This window comes from Falsibacillus albus (assembly GCF_003668575.1).
Classification (GTDB): Bacteria; Bacillota; Bacilli; order Bacillales; family DSM-25281; genus Falsibacillus; species Falsibacillus albus.
Genome location: NZ_RCVZ01000030.1, coordinates 301 through 17,303, shown reverse-complemented (window position 1 = coordinate 17,303; position 17,003 = coordinate 301). Strand labels below are relative to the sequence as shown.

Annotated in this window: 17 protein-coding genes, 1 tRNA gene, 1 other RNA gene and 1 other annotated feature; of the genes, 5 read left to right on the top strand and 14 right to left on the bottom strand. The window is 43.2% G+C overall.

All coding sequences use genetic code 11. The features are described from left to right. Positions 1-304 precede the first annotated feature (304 nt). The 7 genes from D9X91_RS21890 to tadA form a co-directional block, all read right to left on the bottom strand. Entirely contained in the window at positions 305-574 is a 270-nt protein-coding gene (locus tag D9X91_RS21890; RefSeq protein ID WP_121682786.1) for a pro-sigmaK processing inhibitor BofA family protein, read from the bottom strand. Between the two features lie 83 nt (positions 575-657). Then, a complete protein-coding gene (locus D9X91_RS21885) occupies positions 658-873 on the bottom strand; it encodes a YaaL family protein (protein ID WP_121682784.1) in 216 nt (71 codons plus the stop codon). A 17-nt stretch (positions 874-890) separates the two neighbouring features. After that, positions 891-1,487: a recombination mediator RecR gene (recR, locus tag D9X91_RS21880; protein WP_121682783.1), complete on the bottom strand. Its 597-nt coding sequence runs from the start codon at positions 1,485-1,487 to the stop codon at positions 891-893. 15 nt (positions 1,488-1,502) lie between these two features. After that, on the bottom strand, positions 1,503-1,820 hold the full coding sequence (locus D9X91_RS21875; protein WP_121682782.1) for a YbaB/EbfC family nucleoid-associated protein: 318 nt from the start codon (positions 1,818-1,820) through the stop codon (positions 1,503-1,505). Positions 1,821-1,840: 20 nt separating this feature from the next. Further along, the gene (dnaX, locus tag D9X91_RS21870; protein ID WP_121682781.1) at positions 1,841-3,538 is read right to left on the bottom strand and encodes a DNA polymerase III subunit gamma/tau; all 1,698 of its coding nucleotides are present in this window, start codon (positions 3,536-3,538) and stop codon (positions 1,841-1,843) included. Between the two features lie 115 nt (positions 3,539-3,653). Further along, positions 3,654-3,918, bottom strand: an RNA gene (ffs, locus tag D9X91_RS21865) — signal recognition particle sRNA large type. 78 nt (positions 3,919-3,996) lie between these two features. Further along, positions 3,997-4,518, bottom strand: coding sequence for a tRNA adenosine(34) deaminase TadA (tadA, locus tag D9X91_RS21860; RefSeq protein ID WP_121682780.1), 522 nt, complete (start codon positions 4,516-4,518; stop codon positions 3,997-3,999). Positions 4,519-4,581: 63 nt separating this feature from the next. Here tadA and D9X91_RS21855 point away from each other — a divergent pair, with 63 nt between their 5' ends. The 4 genes from D9X91_RS21855 to D9X91_RS21840 all read left to right on the top strand — a co-directional run bounded on the left by D9X91_RS21855 (position 4,582) and on the right by D9X91_RS21840 (position 8,057). Next, positions 4,582-5,139: an isochorismatase family cysteine hydrolase gene (locus tag D9X91_RS21855; protein ID WP_121682779.1), complete on the top strand. Its 558-nt coding sequence runs from the start codon at positions 4,582-4,584 to the stop codon at positions 5,137-5,139. A gap of 91 nt (positions 5,140-5,230) precedes the next feature. Beyond that, positions 5,231-6,517 carry a glycoside hydrolase family 18 protein gene (locus D9X91_RS21850; RefSeq protein WP_121682778.1) on the top strand — a complete coding sequence of 429 codons (1,287 nt, stop codon included), beginning with the start codon at positions 5,231-5,233 and terminating at the stop codon, positions 6,515-6,517. 234 nt (positions 6,518-6,751) lie between these two features. Continuing rightward, a complete protein-coding gene (locus D9X91_RS21845) occupies positions 6,752-7,405 on the top strand; it encodes a deoxynucleoside kinase (RefSeq protein WP_121682777.1) in 654 nt (217 codons plus the stop codon). Further along, entirely contained in the window at positions 7,389-8,057 is a 669-nt protein-coding gene (locus D9X91_RS21840) for a deoxynucleoside kinase (protein WP_121682776.1), read from the top strand. Before D9X91_RS21845 ends, D9X91_RS21840 begins: the two co-directional genes overlap by 17 nt. 136 nt (positions 8,058-8,193) lie before the next feature. On the opposite strand, the gene D9X91_RS21835 is transcribed toward D9X91_RS21840, so the two are convergent. The 6 genes from D9X91_RS21835 to guaB form a co-directional block, all read right to left on the bottom strand. Next, positions 8,194-8,286: transfer RNA gene (locus D9X91_RS21835), tRNA-Ser, on the bottom strand. Between the two features lie 104 nt (positions 8,287-8,390). Continuing rightward, on the bottom strand, positions 8,391-9,665 hold the full coding sequence (gene serS, locus D9X91_RS21830) for a serine--tRNA ligase (RefSeq protein ID WP_121682775.1): 1,275 nt from the start codon (positions 9,663-9,665) through the stop codon (positions 8,391-8,393). Positions 9,666-9,811: 146 nt separating this feature from the next. Then, positions 9,812-10,032 (bottom strand) — a binding site (T-box leader). 53 nt (positions 10,033-10,085) lie between these two features. Beyond that, entirely contained in the window at positions 10,086-10,676 is a 591-nt protein-coding gene (gene pdxT / locus D9X91_RS21825; RefSeq protein ID WP_121682774.1) for a pyridoxal 5'-phosphate synthase glutaminase subunit PdxT, read from the bottom strand. A 13-nt stretch (positions 10,677-10,689) separates the two neighbouring features. After that, a complete protein-coding gene (gene pdxS / locus D9X91_RS21820; protein WP_121682773.1) occupies positions 10,690-11,571 on the bottom strand; it encodes a pyridoxal 5'-phosphate synthase lyase subunit PdxS in 882 nt (293 codons plus the stop codon). 144 nt (positions 11,572-11,715) lie between these two features. After that, positions 11,716-13,041 carry a D-alanyl-D-alanine carboxypeptidase family protein gene (locus D9X91_RS21815; protein WP_121682785.1) on the bottom strand — a complete coding sequence of 442 codons (1,326 nt, stop codon included), beginning with the start codon at positions 13,039-13,041 and terminating at the stop codon, positions 11,716-11,718. A 172-nt stretch (positions 13,042-13,213) separates the two neighbouring features. Beyond that, complete coding sequence (gene guaB / locus D9X91_RS21810) at positions 13,214-14,677, bottom strand: IMP dehydrogenase (RefSeq protein ID WP_121682772.1); 1,464 nt, start codon at positions 14,675-14,677, stop codon at positions 13,214-13,216. Between the two features lie 112 nt (positions 14,678-14,789). Between guaB and D9X91_RS21805 the strand changes: the two genes are divergently transcribed. After that, positions 14,790-15,776 (top strand): YaaC family protein, encoded by a 987-nt coding sequence (locus D9X91_RS21805; RefSeq protein WP_121682771.1) that lies wholly within the window; start codon positions 14,790-14,792, stop codon positions 15,774-15,776. A gap of 124 nt (positions 15,777-15,900) precedes the next feature. Here D9X91_RS21805 and D9X91_RS21800 read toward each other — a convergent pair whose 3' ends face one another. Then, positions 15,901-16,713 carry an alpha/beta fold hydrolase gene (locus D9X91_RS21800; protein ID WP_121682770.1) on the bottom strand — a complete coding sequence of 271 codons (813 nt, stop codon included), beginning with the start codon at positions 16,711-16,713 and terminating at the stop codon, positions 15,901-15,903. Positions 16,714-17,003 lie beyond the last annotated feature (290 nt).

The window sequence follows — 17,003 nt, the reverse complement described above, 5'->3', positions numbered from 1 at the left end:
TAAAATAAAAATTGAATTAACGTTGACGTTTGTTTTGTTCAGTTTTCAAAGATCAATTTCGCTCAACAGCGACTTTACTAATATAACATTTTCACTCATGCGTTGTCAACAACTTTTTTCAATTTGTTTTTCGTTTGAAATTTGAAGTTGATGTTTCGCTAACAGCGACGTTTATTAATATACCAACTATACGATAAAAGGTCAATACTTTTTATCAAAAAAAAATCGGATAATCCATAATCATTAGGATTATCCTTTTTAATTGCATATTATGCCTCTGGCTTAGACGTCGATTATCATCATATTAATGAGGCAGGATCCACAACTGAATGGCCGCCAATCCCAGCATTCCTGGTATGCCTAAAAAGCCTGAGACGGAAGAGGTAACCAGATTTATAGGTACATGCAGGCCGAATTTGCTTCCTGCGGCATTCAGGAAGAATAAGAACAAAGCTCCAATCATCAGCTTCATACAGATTTGGCCCACTAGCTTGAATGGTCTTCCAACGGATCCGGTCGCTAACAGGAATAGCATTAAACCACATAGCACCGCAATGATGATTACAGGACTCAAAAAAATCTCCCCCATAAAGTTCTTCTTTGTATCCATTCTATGAATAGATTGTCCAAAAAGAACTTTATGAAGGAGAATATTGTTTATTCCATGATGATATTTCTTTTTTTCACTTCTTTAAAAAGAAAAAAGTATTTCGCTTCAGCTAATTTGGTTTGACATATGAGGTCCTCATTATAATCGATGCTCAATTTAACGAGGGAACGATTCCGAAACCACTCTTGTTTTGCGTGCTCCATATTATGGATTAACTTTTGATTATATTCTTTTCTTAGCTTTCCTTTTCGTTTAAACAAGATGACCCACTCCGTTTGCCTCAGACTTCTCTTCTGCCTTCCAACGCTTTGGATAACGTAACTTCATCTGCATATTCCAAATCTCCCCCGACAGGCAGTCCATGCGCGATGCGGGTGATTTTAATTCCGGATGGCTTTAATAGGCGCGATATATACATCGCAGTAGCCTCTCCTTCAATATTCGGGTTAGTGGCTAGGATGACTTCCTGTACTGTTTCATCCTGGAGCCGCTTTAACAGATCCGGTATATTGATATCTTCTGGACCAATACCGTCCATTGGTGAAATGGCGCCATGAAGTACATGGTATAGACCATTGAATTCCTTCATTTTTTCCATGGCGATGACATCCTTCACATCTTGGACAACACAGATCACGCTTTTGTCGCGTCTTTGGTCTTCACAAATATAACAAGGATCTTGGTCTGTGATGTGCCCGCAGACAGAGCAGTAGCCCAAGTTCCTTTTTGCCTCCACAAGTGCTTTGGCAAAATCAAGGACGGTGTCTTCTTTCATGCTTAATACAAAAAATGCCAGTCGAGCCGCTGTTTTCGGCCCGATTCCTGGCAATTTCATAAAGCTATCTATCAGCTTGGATATTGGTTCAGGATAATGCATTCTATATGATTCCTCCTAGAATCCCGGAAGGTTCAAACCTTTCGTGAACTGCCCCATCGTTTTGTTCGTCAGTTCTTCCACCTGTTTAATTGCATCGTTCGTTGCAGCTAGCACCAAGTCTTGAAGCATTTCGATATCGTCTGGATCGACTACTTCTTCTTTGATGTTGACTTCCAATACTTCTTTTTGGCCGGAGATGACGACCGTTACCATCCCGCCTCCTGCAGTTCCTTCAATTCTTTTTTCGTTTAATTCTTCTTGGGCCTCAGCCATTTTCTTTTGCATTTTTTGCATTTGCTTCATCATGTTTTGCATATTTCCCATACCACGCATGTTTCATTACCTCCATTTAATTAATCATTAATTTCCAGCAGGTCTGTACCCACTAGTTTCTTTGCTTCCGCAATAAACGGATCTTCTTCATTAGAGCCGCCTTCTTCTCCGCCTTCTCCTTCATCTTGCTGATGCTGGATGAAGTCTTCCCTGATTTGCAGCCATTGCTCTTCAGGAACTCCAACCGTTTGGTAGGAAGTACCGGTGAATTCGTGCAGGATCATGGAAATCGACTCTAAAAATTTATGGTTATCCATCGCCATTTGGCAATGGATTTCATACTTGAACTTAAGTACGAACGCTGCCGCTGAAGCGGCTACAGGTTCAGCATCATTTAGAAGCGCTGCCTGCGACCTCATCTGACGCTGGTTCAGCATCTCAAGCATATCTCCCCAGCGGCTTTTTATCAAATTTAAATCCTGCCTTGTTGCTTCCTTCAGGATTTTTTGGATTTTTCCTACTGGTGCACGGAAGCCCTTAGCGGAGCGCGCTGGTTTTTTGGCAGTTTGTGCAGCAGGCTCGGCAGGAGCAGCGGCAATGCCTTTCGCCTTCAATTCGCGCAATTCTCCTTCAAGCTCATTCAACCTTGAAAGAAGAGCCTGATAATCACCGCTTTCCCTTGGCTGTGCCACACCGGATGTTTGGCAGAGCTTGACGAGGGAAACCTCTAAATAGATGCGGGCGTTGTTGGAAAATTTCATATCCTGCTGGGTTTTGTTTAACACTTCAATATATTCATATATCTGTTGAGAGGGAATCGCTTCTGCGAGTTCCTTAAACTCATCATCCAGCAAGACCCGCTCTAATGACTCCTCCAGATTCGGTGCTGTTTGATGGAGAAGCATGTCCCTGAAGAACAAGATAAAATCCTCAGTGAAGCGTGCAGGGTCTTTTCCGTGATACAGCAAATCCTCCAATGAGCGGATTGCGGTTCCGGTATCATTCTCATGGATTGCTCTTGCTAATTTATTCAAATATGACTGGGCGACAGACCCCGTCACCGTAAGGGCGTCATCCAGCGTAACGGAATCCTGCCCGAATGAGACGGCCTGATCCATAAGACTCAAAGCATCCCTCATCCCGCCTTCTGCTGCACGAGCAATGACTTGCAAGGCCTTTTCCTCGAAGACGATATCCGATTCTTCAGCAATATGCTTCATGCGGTTGACTATGTCGTGTGAGGTGATCCTCTTGAAATCGAAGCGCTGACAGCGAGAAATGATGGTCAATGGGATTTTATGAGGTTCGGTGGTCGCAAGGATGAAAATGACGTGTTTCGGCGGCTCCTCCAATGTTTTTAACAACGCATTGAAAGCGCCCATGGAAAGCATGTGAACCTCATCGATAATATATACTTTATAGGAAACCACACTTGGGGCAAATTTCACTTTGTCGCGGATGTCGCGGATTTCTTCCACTCCATTATTGGATGCGGCATCTATTTCAATGACATCTGAGATCGAGCCATCGGTGATGCCTCTGCAGGAATCACACTCGTTGCATGGTTCAGCAATAGGGGCTCTCTCACAGTTGACGGCCTTTGCTAAAATCTTCGCTGCACTTGTTTTCCCTGTTCCCCTTGGACCGGAAAATAAATATGCATGAGAAATTTTTTGATGCAGGAGGGCATTTTGAAGTGTTTTGGTCACATGTTCCTGACCGACGACATCTTGAAAAGACTGTGGCCGCCAAACACGGTATAAAGCTTGATAACTCACGCATTCCCCTCCTTAAAGACAATTATATGTTCTATTATAACGCATTCAAATTCAATTTTACAAAGACAAAAAAACTCATTCAGCAAACTGAATGAGTTTATATGTAAAATAACTGCCGTGCACCTTCCGTCGACTGACAACCATAAGCGTTACTCAAGCAGTTAGCTCGGCCCAGGCTGCCCTGCGGCACATGAGATGGTCCACTTAATGCTGCTTCCTTCCGGACCTGACATGGTTCATGGATTCTCATTGCGCAGGACCCAGGCGTCAACACCACTTACTTGAGGCAGACCCTACAGTTAACCAGCCTCGGGAAGGAGTTCAACCTCGCTGGAGCGGATTGCGAGTACAGGGCACCGCTACCTCCCCGTCTAGCACGGCAAAATTGATACCATATTTAGTTGCGTCTTTATCGACGCAAGATAAAGTATACTAGGATTGCCTTGAAATTGCAATGCCTATTGCCTGTCAATTCCTGTATCCTTATCCAAATCGGCTTTTGCCTTTTGCTTCAATTCCTTCTTTCTGCGACGAAGCTCTCGAAAAAAACTGCTCAGCAATTGGCCGCATTCTTCTTCCATGACACCGCTGATGACTTCACATTGATGATTGAACCGTTGATCATCCAACAAATTCATCAATGTTCCTGCGCAGCCAGCCTTCGGATCTTTTGCCCCATATACGACTTTATCGATCCTAGAAAGCAGGATGGCGCCGCTGCACATTGGACATGGTTCAAGGGTGACATATAGCTCTGCCCCTTCAAGCCTCCATGTGCCTAGTTTTTCACAAGCCTTCTCAATCGCAAGCAGCTCTGCGTGGGTCACGGCATTCTGTGTCGTTTCACGCAGATTATAAGCGGAAGATATCACTTCGCCATCGATGACAATGACCGCTCCGATTGGGACTTCGTTCAATTCCTGGGCTTTCATCGCTTCTGCAAGGGCCAGCTTCATATATTGTGCTTCATTCGAATTCATAGTCTACTCCCTTATAAAAAACATAACGGATACTCACACTACAGAAAAGGAGTGTGGCTACCATTGAACAAGGTTACTTCAAAGTTTGCTCTGTTGATCATAGATATCATCAATCCATTTGACTTTCAGCATGGTCGTTCGCTTGCCGACCATACGCTCAAAATCGTCGAACCGATTTCCAACCTGAAACAAGTATGCAGGGAAAAGGACATTCCCATCATCTATATTAATGACCATTATAATCTATGGCAGGCGAATTTAGAAACCATATATAAGAAGTGCTCCAATGAACTTAACAAAAAAATTTTGGCAAAATTAAAACCTGACGATAAAGATTATTTTTTAATCAAACCTAAACATTCCGCCTTCTACGGCACCGCCCTGAATACTCTTCTGTACCATTTGGAGGCGGACTCCCTCATCCTTACCGGCATCGCTGGAAACATATGCGTTTTATTTACAGCCAATGATGCATATATGCGGGAATATAGTTTATATGTTCCCAACGATTGTTTAGCTTCCGTCGCTGAAGAGGATAACACGTATGCATTGCGCATGATGAAAAATGTCCTCCAGGCCAATATCGATGATTCCACAACGCTAATCGAAGACCAATTATGATGTAAATTCAGCATTGTTGTAAGCTTCCACTCATACACTGATTATAGTGATACGCCTGTATCGTTATTTCAATACAAGGGAGGCATGCAGCTTGCAGATCCATGTTGTCAGACAGAATCAATCCTTATATGGCATTGCCCAAGCCTATGGGACCACAGTGGATGATATTGTGGAGGCAAATGAGTTGCCAAATCCGCAAAATCTAGTTATTGGGCAGGCATTGGTGATTCCGATTGTCGGAAGTTTTTACTGGGTTCAGCCCGGAGACAGCCTTTGGTCGATATCGCGGAAATTGAACGTCCCTTACCAGGAGCTGGCAAAGGTGAACAATATCAGTCCGAATCAATCCCTTCAAGTAGGATTCCGTTTGTATATCCCGCCACCCAAGAAAGAAAAGGCTGAATTCAATGGATATGTTGAGCCTTTTGGAAAAACGATGCCGCCAAATCTCGAAGAAAGTACGAGAGAGGCCGCTCCTTATTTGACGTATATCGCCCCTTTCAGCTTCCGGGCAAAAAGGGATGGCACTTTGGAAGAACCTCCACTTGGAAACCTCCCGGCCATCGCCAAAGCAAATAAGAATGTAATGATGATGGCCATCACCAACCAGGAGGAAGGGAAGTTCAGCGACGAACTGGGCAGAATTCTGCTGACCAATCAGACCATTCAAGAAAAATTCCTCAATAATATTGTCGCCACTGCGAAAAAGTACGGATTCCGCGATATCCATTTTGATTTTGAATACTTACGCCCGCAAGATAAAGAAGCATATAATCAATTTTTGCGAAGGGCGAAAAAAAGATTTTCTCAGGAAGGATGGTACCTTTCCACAGCACTTGCCCCCAAGACGTCGGCAGATCAGAAAGGCAAATGGTACGAAGCGCATGATTATAAAACGCAGGGGGAGATTGTCGACTTTGTTGTGATCATGACATATGAGTGGGGATACAGCGGAGGGCCGCCCATGGCCGTATCCCCGATCGGACCCGTTCGGAAAGTCCTCACATATGCCGTACAGGACATCCCTTCATCCAAAATATTGATGGGACAGAATTTATATGGCTACGATTGGACGCTCCCTTTTGTTCAAGGAAAGGATACGGCAAAAGCTATCAGCCCACAGCAGGCCATTCAATTGGCAGCGAAATATAATGTACCGATCCAATATAACCAAAAGGATCAAGCTCCATTCTTCGATTACCAGGACGAAAATGGGAAGAAGCATAAGGTTTGGTTTGAGGATGCAAGGTCCATCCAGGCTAAGTTTGACCTAATCAAGGAATTGAAGTTAAGGGGAATGAGCTATTGGAAGCTCGGCCTCTCCTTCCCTCAAAACTGGCTTTTGATCGTGAATAATTTTGAAGTCGTGAAGAGATGATCCTATGTTGAAACTGCCTGAAATAGGCAGTTTTTTTGCGTTTTCAACAACTTGTCATTCCCGAACTTTACCATATGAAGCGGATTGGAGTGCGCATCTTTTCACGGAAATCTAGAGAAAAATTAAATGTTACCATGTCCTTCAAATTCTATGTTGTGTTAAAATATGACTTGTCGTATTTAATAAATATTTGTCAAATACTAACTTAATATAGAGTAATGAGGAGGACCTCGGATGGAAAGCTTACCTTTCATAACAGTTGAAGGGCCGATAGGAATCGGAAAAACCTCACTTGCGAAAGCCATCTCTGAAAAATTCCAGCTTCACTTTTTAAAAGAAATTGTCGATGAAAATCCATTCCTTGATAAATTCTATGAAAATATAGATGAGTGGAGCTTCCAAACGGAAATGTTTTTTCTATGCAATCGCTATAAGCAATTGGAAGATATTCAAACACACTATCTTCTCCAAAACAAACCGGTTGTAGCAGATTACCATATTTTCAAAAACCTGATTTTCGCCCAGCGGACTTTAAAGGATGATCAATTCCAAAAATACCTGCAAATCTATAACATTTTGACTGAGGACATGCCTCGCCCGAATGTGGTGATTTACTTGAATGCCAGCCTGGACACGCTGATGGGCCGGATTCAAAAACGCGGCAGGGAGTTTGAAAAGAAAATCAGCCCCCTTTATCTTGAACAATTATCTTCCGACTATGACAAGTTCATGGATCATTTCGAAAACACATACCCGGACGTACCTGTCCTTCGCTTCAGCGGCGATGAATTGGATTTCGTTAAAAATGAACATGATCTCGATATGATAATGACAAAATTAACCAATATACTACACAAAGGAGTACACTACCATGGATCTTCGAACTAAATATGGCATTCCCGCCAATTCCGTCATCACGATTGCGGGGACGGTCGGTGTCGGAAAATCGACCATGACGAATTCACTGGCAAAAGCATTAGGGTTCAGAACTTCTTTTGAGAAGGTAGACACGAATCCTTATTTGGATAAATTTTACCATGATTTTAAACGATGGAGCTTCCACCTCCAAATCTACTTTTTAGCAGAACGATTCAAGGAACAGAAAAGAATCTTTGAATATGGCGGCGGTTTCATCCAAGATCGATCCATATATGAAGATACAGGCATTTTTGCCAAAATGCATTTCGAAAAAGGCAACATGTCCGAAACAGACTACGATACGTACAAAAGCTTGTTCGACGCGATGGTCATGACGCCATACTTCCCTCATCCTGATTTATTGATTTACTTGGAAGGTTCGATTGACGATGTGCTTGAAAGGATTCGTGAGCGCGGCCGCCCGATGGAGCAGCAGACGCCTGTTGCTTACTGGGAGGAGATGCACAACAGATATGAAAATTGGGTAAACTCCTTCAATGCGTGCCCGGTTCTCAGATTGAACATCAACGATTACGACCTAATGAACAATGAAGCATCCATCGAACCGATCGTGGAACGCATCGGATACTTTTTAGAACAGACACAAGCTTTGAAGAAATAAAAAAAGAGGGTGGCCCCCTGGTGCCAGGCACCAGGGGGCCACCCTTGTTTTATGTTTTGTTGCATACAAAAATCCGCTGCTAAATATGCAGCGGATTAACAATCCCAATTTATGCGCTATGGTTGTTTTAAATCAATGGCGGAGGAAGAGGGATTCGAACCCCCGCGCGGTTTAACCCGCCTGTCGGTTTTCAAGACCGATCCCTTCAGCCAGACTTGGGTATTCCTCCGTATCGACAAGAACTAATTTATCACATATATATAACCCTGTCAATAAATTATATTAAAAAAATTTCAAGAGGGAGAAAGATTCCTCCCTCTTGATTAAGATTTCTTATTTAATAACTTCTTTGTTGCCCATGTACGGACGAAGGACTTCCGGAACGACGATGCTTCCGTCTTCTTGCTGATAATTTTCCAAAATCGCGGCAACCGTACGCCCAATCGCCAATCCAGAACCGTTCAATGTGTGGACATGTTCAGGCTTGCCATTAAGTTCCCTGCGGAAACGAATATTGGCGCGGCGGGCCTGGAATGCTTCAAAGTTGCTGCAAGAAGAAATCTCACGGTATGTTTCATAGCTTGGGATCCATACTTCGATATCGTATTTTTTAGCTGCAGTGAAGCCCAGATCGGCTGTACACATGCTCAATACTCGATATGGCAAGCCAAGTAATTGAAGAACTTTTTCAGCATGGCCCGTCAGTTTTTCCAATTCATCGTAAGAATCTTCCGGTTTAACGAATTTAACAAGTTCGACTTTGTTGAATTGATGCTGGCGAATAAGCCCCCTTGTATCACGTCCAGCAGATCCGGCTTCTGAACGGAAGCAAGCACTGTAGGCTGCATAGTTGATTGGCAGCTGATCGCCCGTCATGATTTCATCGCGATGTAAATTGGTCACAGGCACTTCTGCCGTCGGGATGAGGAAATAATCTTCACTTTCAATCAAAAATGCATCTTCTTCGAACTTTGGCAGCTGGCCCGTTCCGGTCATGCTTGTACGGTTTACCATGTAAGGAGGAATCACTTCCTGGTAGCCGTGTTCTTCAATGTGAAGGTCGAGCATAAAGTTCATGAGCGCCCGCTCCAATCTGGCTCCCAATCCTTTATAGAAAACAAAGCGGCTTCCTGTGACTTTGCCAGCGCGTTCAAAATCCAAAATGTCCAAATCACCGGCCAAGTCCCAATGAGGCTTCGGTTCAAAGTTGAATTCCTTGACTTCCCCCCACTTTCTCACTTCGACATTATCGTCTTCAGATTCACCGACCGGAGTGCTCTCATGCGGAATGTTCGGGATGGATAGCAGAAGCTGCTCAAGCTCTTCTTCGAGTGGATTCAATTGATTATCCAGCTCTTTGATTTTTGCGCCTACTTCTCTCATTTCTACGATCAATTCGTCTGCATTTTGCTTTTCACGTTTCATTTGGGCAATCTTTTGGCTTACTTCATTTCTTTTGCTTTTTAATTCTTCTGTCTGAACGATCAATTCGCGTCTTTTTTGATCCAGTTCTTCGAATTTGCCGAAGTCCTCCAGATCTTCCCCACGATGTTGAAGCTTGTTTTTCACTTCTTCAAAATTAGCTCTTAACTGTTTAATATCCAACATTGTTTATTCCTCCTGTGATTTTTTTAGCATTTGCTGCAATTCATCCAAGTGTGTGCAAGGTTATTTCCGCTTAAGGATGCTCACTTTCCGAGGGGCGGGCTTTTAGAAAAAAGCCTCAATCAACAAAAAAAAAGCCCTCATCCCCTGAAAGGGACGAGAGCTACCCGCGTTGCCACCCTAATTGAAAACAGGGATAACCCTGCCTTCCTCTTACATTCATAACGGTCTTGAAACCGGAAGCACCTACTTAATAAGGTTCAGTACTTCACTCAAGGATGGATTCGCAAGATTTATTCATCGGTTTTCACCAGCCACCGACTCTCTAAAGAATAACAGTCCTGCTACTGCTTCCTCTCATCGATTGTTGCTATTAAAATTTATTCATTAATTTACTATAATTATGAAACAATTTCAACCATTTTATGCAAATTGTTTTGTTTTAGCTTCTTCGACCATTTTCACAAAATAAGCCGTCATGCGATGGTCATCGGTCAACTCGGGATGAAATGAACAGCCTAAATACCGGCCTTCCCTTGCTGCGACGATTCTTCCTTCATGCTTGGCCAGCACTTGAACATTTTCACCCGCTTTGACGATATGAGGGGCGCGGATGAAAACGGCATTGAAGTCATCGGCGACATCTGCAATCGCCAAATCCGCTTCAAAGCTCTCTTTTTGGCGTCCGAATGAATTTCTTTCCACCGTAACATCCATGACACCAAGATGTGGTTCTGCATAATCGACTATGTTCTTCGCCAAAAGGATGAGTCCCGCGCATGTTCCGAACATCGGTTTTCCTTGGGCTGCAAAGTCTTTCAATGGTTCCAAAAAATGATATTTATCAATGAGGCGGCGCATCGTCGTACTCTCACCGCCCGGGATGATAATTCCATCGATTTCTTCCAATTGTTCGACTTTCTTTATGACCAATGCCTCCGCACCGGATTCTTCAATGGCTCGAACATGTTCTCTGACTGCTCCTTGAAGACCTAATACACCGATTTTCACCATTGAATTCAACTCCTTACCATCCACGGTCCTGCATGCGCATTTCAGGTGTAAGAGATGAAATTTCGATTCCTTTCATCGCTACGCCAAGACCTTTGGATAGTTCAGCAATCAGCTTGTAATCTTGGTAGTGGGTAGTCGCTTCCACAATGGCACGTGCGAATTTCTCTGGATTTTCAGACTTGAAGATACCAGATCCAACAAAAACGCCGTCAGCACCCAATTGCATCATTAACGCTGCATCGGCTGGAGTGGCGATACCGCCGGCTGCAAAGTTGACCACCGGCAAACGGCCATTGCGTTTGATTTCCAGCAAGACTTCGTAAGGTGCACCCAAAAGCTTTGCTTCTGTCATTAATTCATCTTCATTCATACTTACGACCTTTCGAACTTGTGCATTGACCTTTCTCATGTGACGAACAGCTTCAACAATATTTCCAGTACCCGGCTCGCCTTTTGTGCGAAGCATGGATGCGCCTTCCCCGATGCGGCGGGAAGCCTCACCTAGATCACGGCACCCACAAACAAACGGGACGGTATAATCTTTTTTATTCAAGTGGAATTCTTCATCCGCAGGAGTCAAAACTTCACTTTCATCCAAGTAATCAACGCCCATCGCTTCTAAAACACGAGCTTCGACAATATGCCCGATGCGCGCCTTTGCCATAACAGGAATCGTAACGGCTCCCATTACTTCTTCGACAATTCGAGGATCTGCCATACGGGCTACGCCGCCTGCTGCACGGATATCAGATGGTACCCGTTCCAATGCCATGACTGCGACTGCGCCTGCTTCTTCAGCGATCTTGGCTTGCTCAGCATTCACGACATCCATGATGACGCCGCCTTTTTGCATTTCGGCCATTCCTCTTTTAACACGATCTGTACCTGTTTTCATACTGTTCGTCCCCCTTTATGATATGTAAGCAGCAAGCTTTCAACTGCTCTACTAAAATATAACTAAATCCATGGGATTAATATCCCCATAAAGCTAAATAAACAACAAAAAAAGGCTCCTGTCAAGACAGGCAGCCCTTTTAATTTAGAACCAACTTTTAACTGTGGATGTTACGCCGTGCCAAATATCTGCGAAGAAACCGCCGATTGCACGCATGGATAGTACAAACCAGTTTGCTTTTTCAACATTTTCCTTTGTGACAACGGAAACTTGTGCTGAAGATTTACCTGCATTCGGAAGGTATCCCAAATCATTTTTATCCTTGGATTCCAATGTTACATATCCGACTTTTTCACCTTTTTTCACTGGAGCTGTAAGCTTGTCCTCATCCGTCAATTTCTTCTTATCCACGACGAATTTCGGCTTATATTGATCGTCCTTTCCATTTTGGACAACCATTTTGACTGGAGCATTGGTTTCGATTTTAACAGACTTTTCTTTTCCTTTCGCAACAGGGAGCGTTTTGCTATTTTTCAACGCTGCGTTTTTCGGAAGGATTTCCTTGATGGAAAAATTAGAGAAAGCGTAATTTAAAATCTTTTCTGTTGCATTAAAACGGGCAGTATAGGAATCGACCGTTGGATCATGCTTCACATTCATGACGACAGATATGAAACGAACGCCGTTTCTTTTCGCTGTACCGGTAAAGCATGGACCTGCGAAATCAGTCGTACCTGTTTTAAGCCCATCCAATCCTTCATAATAAACCTTAGAGTTTGGATCAAGCATTTTAATCCAGTTATGCATAAGGAACTCATCTTCTGTCCCTTCAGCAAACTTCATTTGAGGAACGCTGGATGTTTCCAACACTTCCGGATAATCATTCACCAATCGATAGGCCAAAGTGGCTACATCTTTTGCTGACATGACGTTTTCTTCTTCTTTTCCTCCTACGATCGGTAGGTTATATCCAGGACCGCTATAATCACGGTTATTTAAACCGGTAGCATTTACAAAGTGATAATTTTTCAAGCCAAGTTCCTTCGCCTTGGCATTCATCATTTTAACAAAATTCTCTTTTGTTCCCCCGATCGTTTGACCGATCGCAATCGCTGCCGCATTGGCTGAATCGATCGCCATCGCATGATAAAGGTCTTTGATCGTATATTGTCCGCCATTTCGCAATGGCACGTTGCTTAAGGATGTATTATGGGACATGCCGGAAATATCTGCTGGAACAGAATATTTTTGATCCCATTTGACTTTTCCTTCTTTTACCGATTCCAATAACAAATACTCGGTCATCATTTTGGTCATGCTGGCGATTCCATGAGCGACATCCGCATTTTTTTCATATAGGACTTTCCCTGTGCTTGCCTCAACCAAGATGGCAGCATCTGCATTGACATTGATTGCAGGCGCTGCACTCGCAGGCTTTTGCACAATGCCCAAAGCCAGCAGCGTTACCATCAAACAAATAAAAGATTTTTGAATCCAACTACTTTTCACTTTTAGCCCTCCAAGTCATTATGTACACTTCCGCTATTTTAACATAGTTATTTAGGCTTGAGTAGACAGCTTAAGTACCTAAAAGTGATCAAAAAATGGCAGGAAAGATTGATCTTCTTTCCTGCCATTGGGATTATAAAGAATAATTTGGTGATTCTTTTGTGATTTGGACGTCGTGTGGATGACTTTCCCTTAATCCTGCCCCGGTCATTTTAATAAATTGGGCATTTTCACGAAGGGCATGCAGGTTTTTCGATCCACAGTATCCCATTCCTGAACGGATGCCACCGATTAGCTGATAAATCGTATCGGACAATGGACCTTTGTATGGAATGCGTCCTTCGATGCCTTCTGGAACGAATTTTTTCGCATCTTCTTGGAAATAGCGGTCTTTTGAACCTTGCTCCATTGCGCCAACAGATCCCATTCCCCGATAAACCTTGAATCGTCTTCCTTGGAAAATTTCTGTTTCGCCAGGGCTTTCGGAAGTTCCTGCCAACAAGCTGCCGAGCATGACGACATGGCCGCCAGCAGCAAGTGCTTTGACGATATCCCCGGAATACTTGATTCCTCCATCTGCAATGACGGCTTTTCCATGTTTCCTTGCTTCCGCAGCACAATCATATACTGCCGTGATTTGCGGAACACCGACCCCGGCAACAACCCGGGTTGTACAAATGGACCCCGGCCCGATTCCGACCTTCACAACATCGGCGCCAGCTTCGTACAATTCCCTTGTAGCTTCAGCCGTTGCAACATTCCCAGCAATGATATTGAGGTTTGGATAAGCTTCCCTGATTTCGCGTACAGTGTCAATGACGCCTTTTGAATGTCCATGGGCAGTATCGACAACAACGGCATCTACATTTGCTTTTACGAGCATTTCAATGCGTTTCATCGTATCTGTCGTCACACCGACTGCAGCCCCGACAAGCAAACGTCCGTGCTCATCCTTTGCTGAGTTCGGGAACTCAATTACTTTTTCGATATCCTTGATGGTGATGAGTCCTTTAAGAACCCCGGCATTATCTACAATCGGCAATTTCTCTATCTTATACTTTTGAAGGATTTTTTCCGCGTCCAAAAGGGTCGTACCGACTGGAGCAGTCACTAAATTTGCTTTTGTCATCACTTCTTGAATGGGGATCGAATAATCCTGGATAAATCGAAGATCGCGGTTCGTAATAATCCCGACAAGCTTTTGCTCCTCCAAATTATTGACGATCGGAACACCGGAAATTCGGTATTTCCCCATTAAATGTTCTGCATCAAAAACCTGATGCTCAGGAGTCAGGAAAAACGGATCTGTGATGACGCCGCTTTCTGAACGTTTCACCTTATCCACCTGTTCGGCCTGCTGTTCAATGCTCATATTTTTATGAATAACGCCAAGCCCTCCTTGGCGTGCGATTGAAATCGCCATTTCTGCTTCGGTAACCGTATCCATTCCTGCACTGATGATTGGAATGTTTAATTTCAGCGTCGGTGTCAACTCTACTCGCAAATCGACATCACGAGGCAATACTTCTGATTTGGCTGGCATTAAAAGAACATCATCGAAGGTCAGACCTTCTTTAGCAAATTTAGTTTCCCACATATCTTTTTACCCTCCTGGTCCCAAAATATTATTAGTAGGTTATCAATTGGTTAAAATACTGTCAAGGTAATACAAATATTTTAGATTTTTCAATTTATTTGGAGGTTTTCCAGTGACCAAACATCATACAAGTTGGGATTATATTACCAATTTCCAATCTGCTTCACATTCCCAGAAATTTCTTAGAAAATGCTATTTAAGAAATGATTTCACCGATCACAAAATGCTCAGCTATAAAAACAGCGACTCATTCCTTGCTTATTTGGAGCACGGAAAATTATATATTGATCAAGCTGAACAATCCTCCATATTCATCAAGCCCGTCTTATTATTTTACGGTTTGATCAATCTTATTAAAGCTTGTATTTTAACGGTTGATCCCAGCTATCCAAGTACGACAGCCATTTTGTCCCATGGCTTATCTTCCCGTAAAAGGAAAAAACGCAATTATTTCTTTTTCCAGGACGAAGTAAAAATACAAAAGCATGGATTATTTTCACATTTTTCTTCCTATATGTTCCACGTGAAACATTTGGAAGGAAATCGAATGATGATGGGAGATCTTTTCAAGCATATTCCGGAACTTGATGAGTCATTTACTTTCATAAGAGGGGAGAGTAGTTTTATTCCTGTAAAAAACCAGGGAGGCGAATTATTGATACATTTTCACGATTCTTCGAATAAAGATGAATGGTTGAAGCATTTATCCATTTTGGATAAAAAACAAATCGTCCACAAAGAGACTGAGAACGGAGCCCTTGCACTTACCATTCATGGGCCAATGTTCGAATCAAAGATTCTTCCTGTCCGCTATCATCTTTTCAGGGATGAATATTGTCTGCCAAGGGCTGTGTCCAACAATAGTCATTTACCCGAATTAATCATCTATTATGCATTGCTTTACAATTTAAGCATGATTGCGAGGTATGAAACGGAGTGGTGGGGTGAACTGATAAAATTGACACCGAATCAAGATTATCCTCTCATTACAAAATTCCTGGCGGCGGCTGAGGAGAAGATCCCTTTGCTCATTGGCGATTATTTAAATTATATCAGCTTTTTAAATATAGAAGAGCAGCATAAGACGAGCGGTAATTGATAAGGGGGAAAACAATTGAGCATAGATCGGGGGAAACAAATAGACGGGCCGTGGAGACCTCCTGAGTATTCCAGGAGCAAAGGAAGTTTCCAAGGTTGCCCGCCACAAATGAATGTACTGCTGACTACGATTGAAGGAAATTCTCGATCAGCTTGAGTTGTTCTTCGGTATTTAATGCAGGTGCATGCCCTAGTTCAGGAATGGTCACCAAATGGCACCCGTTTTTTTGTTTCATTTTGTCCGCTACATCCAGCGGCAATACATCTGAAATTTCACCACGGATTAGTAAGATGTCGGCTTGTACAGCCTCCCAATGCCCCCATAGGTCCAAGTCCTCCGTATGATGAAATTGCAGCGCGATCTTCGGGTCATAATCAGGGCTGAATCCGCCATCATCTCTTCTTCTGCACGAATTCCTCGTAAAGTCATCCCATTCTTGTTCAGTCAGCCCAAATGGGGCATATATAGCTTTATAATACTTTCTCAACTCCGAGAAAGTATTAAAATGGGGTGGATCACCAACATAGCCGATAATTCGCTTGATGCCTTCTATATCCTGTACATCCTGATCCAAAGCACCTGCACCGATATCATTCAAGACTAACTGAGTAATCCTATTCTTGTATCGAGTCGAACCGGCTATACGTATCCCGATGGCTCCCCCCATCGAAGTGCCGATCCAGCGCACTTTTTCAATGCCTAAATAATCCAATAACCCGATGGCGAGCTGACTGTAAAACTCAAAGCAATAGTCCTTATCAGGTGATGTACTCCATTGGCTCAAACCACGGCCGATCGTGTCAGGACACAGGATATGATAGTCCTTTGCCAAATAACGGGCCAAAATGTCAAAGTCGCGCCCATTCCGGGTTAAACCATGCCACCCAACTATCGTCGGGTTCTTCGGATCTCCCCACTCTGTAAAATGAACTTCCATTCCATGTATAGTTGCATATTTCGATTTAGGAGAAAAAATACAATGACCCCCTTTTCAGTTAACACCGAATTTCATCGATATTTGTGCGTACAAAACCATTACCTGTTTGCATACACCTTCAAACATATATATTCGTTATTAGATGATGTTTCCCTGCTCAGGCAATGTGCCAATTGTCAGCAAAATAAAAAAGAAGAGTTGCGGGCCAGGAAGAAGCGTGTTTGAGGGCGAAAAATGTCGAATAGTGTAGAATAATCGATATATGGGGATTTTCGGGGATAAATGTGGCA

What these genes read in the sequence shown, in the direction of transcription:
- D9X91_RS21815 (WP_121682785.1), bottom strand. Translation starts at nt 13,041, where the DNA reads ATGGTAACGCTGCTGGCTTTGGGCATTGTGCAAAAGCCTGCGAGTGCA.
- serS (WP_121682775.1), bottom strand. Translation starts at nt 9,665, where the DNA reads ATGTTGGATATTAAACAGTTAAGAGCTAATTTTGAAGAAGTGAAAAAC.
- guaB (WP_121682772.1), bottom strand. Translation starts at nt 14,677, where the DNA reads ATGTGGGAAACTAAATTTGCTAAAGAAGGTCTGACCTTCGATGATGTT.
- recR (WP_121682783.1), bottom strand. Translation starts at nt 1,487, where the DNA reads ATGCATTATCCTGAACCAATATCCAAGCTGATAGATAGCTTTATGAAA.
- D9X91_RS21845 (WP_121682777.1), top strand. Translation starts at nt 6,752, where the DNA reads ATGGAAAGCTTACCTTTCATAACAGTTGAAGGGCCGATAGGAATCGGA.
- tadA (WP_121682780.1), bottom strand. Translation starts at nt 4,518, where the DNA reads ATGAATTCGAATGAAGCACAATATATGAAGCTGGCCCTTGCAGAAGCG.
- D9X91_RS21875 (WP_121682782.1), bottom strand. Translation starts at nt 1,820, where the DNA reads ATGCGTGGTATGGGAAATATGCAAAACATGATGAAGCAAATGCAAAAA.
- D9X91_RS21800 (WP_121682770.1), bottom strand. Translation starts at nt 16,713, where the DNA reads ATGGAAGTTCATTTTACAGAGTGGGGAGATCCGAAGAACCCGACGATA.
- pdxT (WP_121682774.1), bottom strand. Translation starts at nt 10,676, where the DNA reads ATGGTGAAAATCGGTGTATTAGGTCTTCAAGGAGCAGTCAGAGAACAT.
- pdxS (WP_121682773.1), bottom strand. Translation starts at nt 11,571, where the DNA reads ATGAAAACAGGTACAGATCGTGTTAAAAGAGGAATGGCCGAAATGCAA.
- D9X91_RS21840 (WP_121682776.1), top strand. Translation starts at nt 7,389, where the DNA reads ATGGATCTTCGAACTAAATATGGCATTCCCGCCAATTCCGTCATCACG.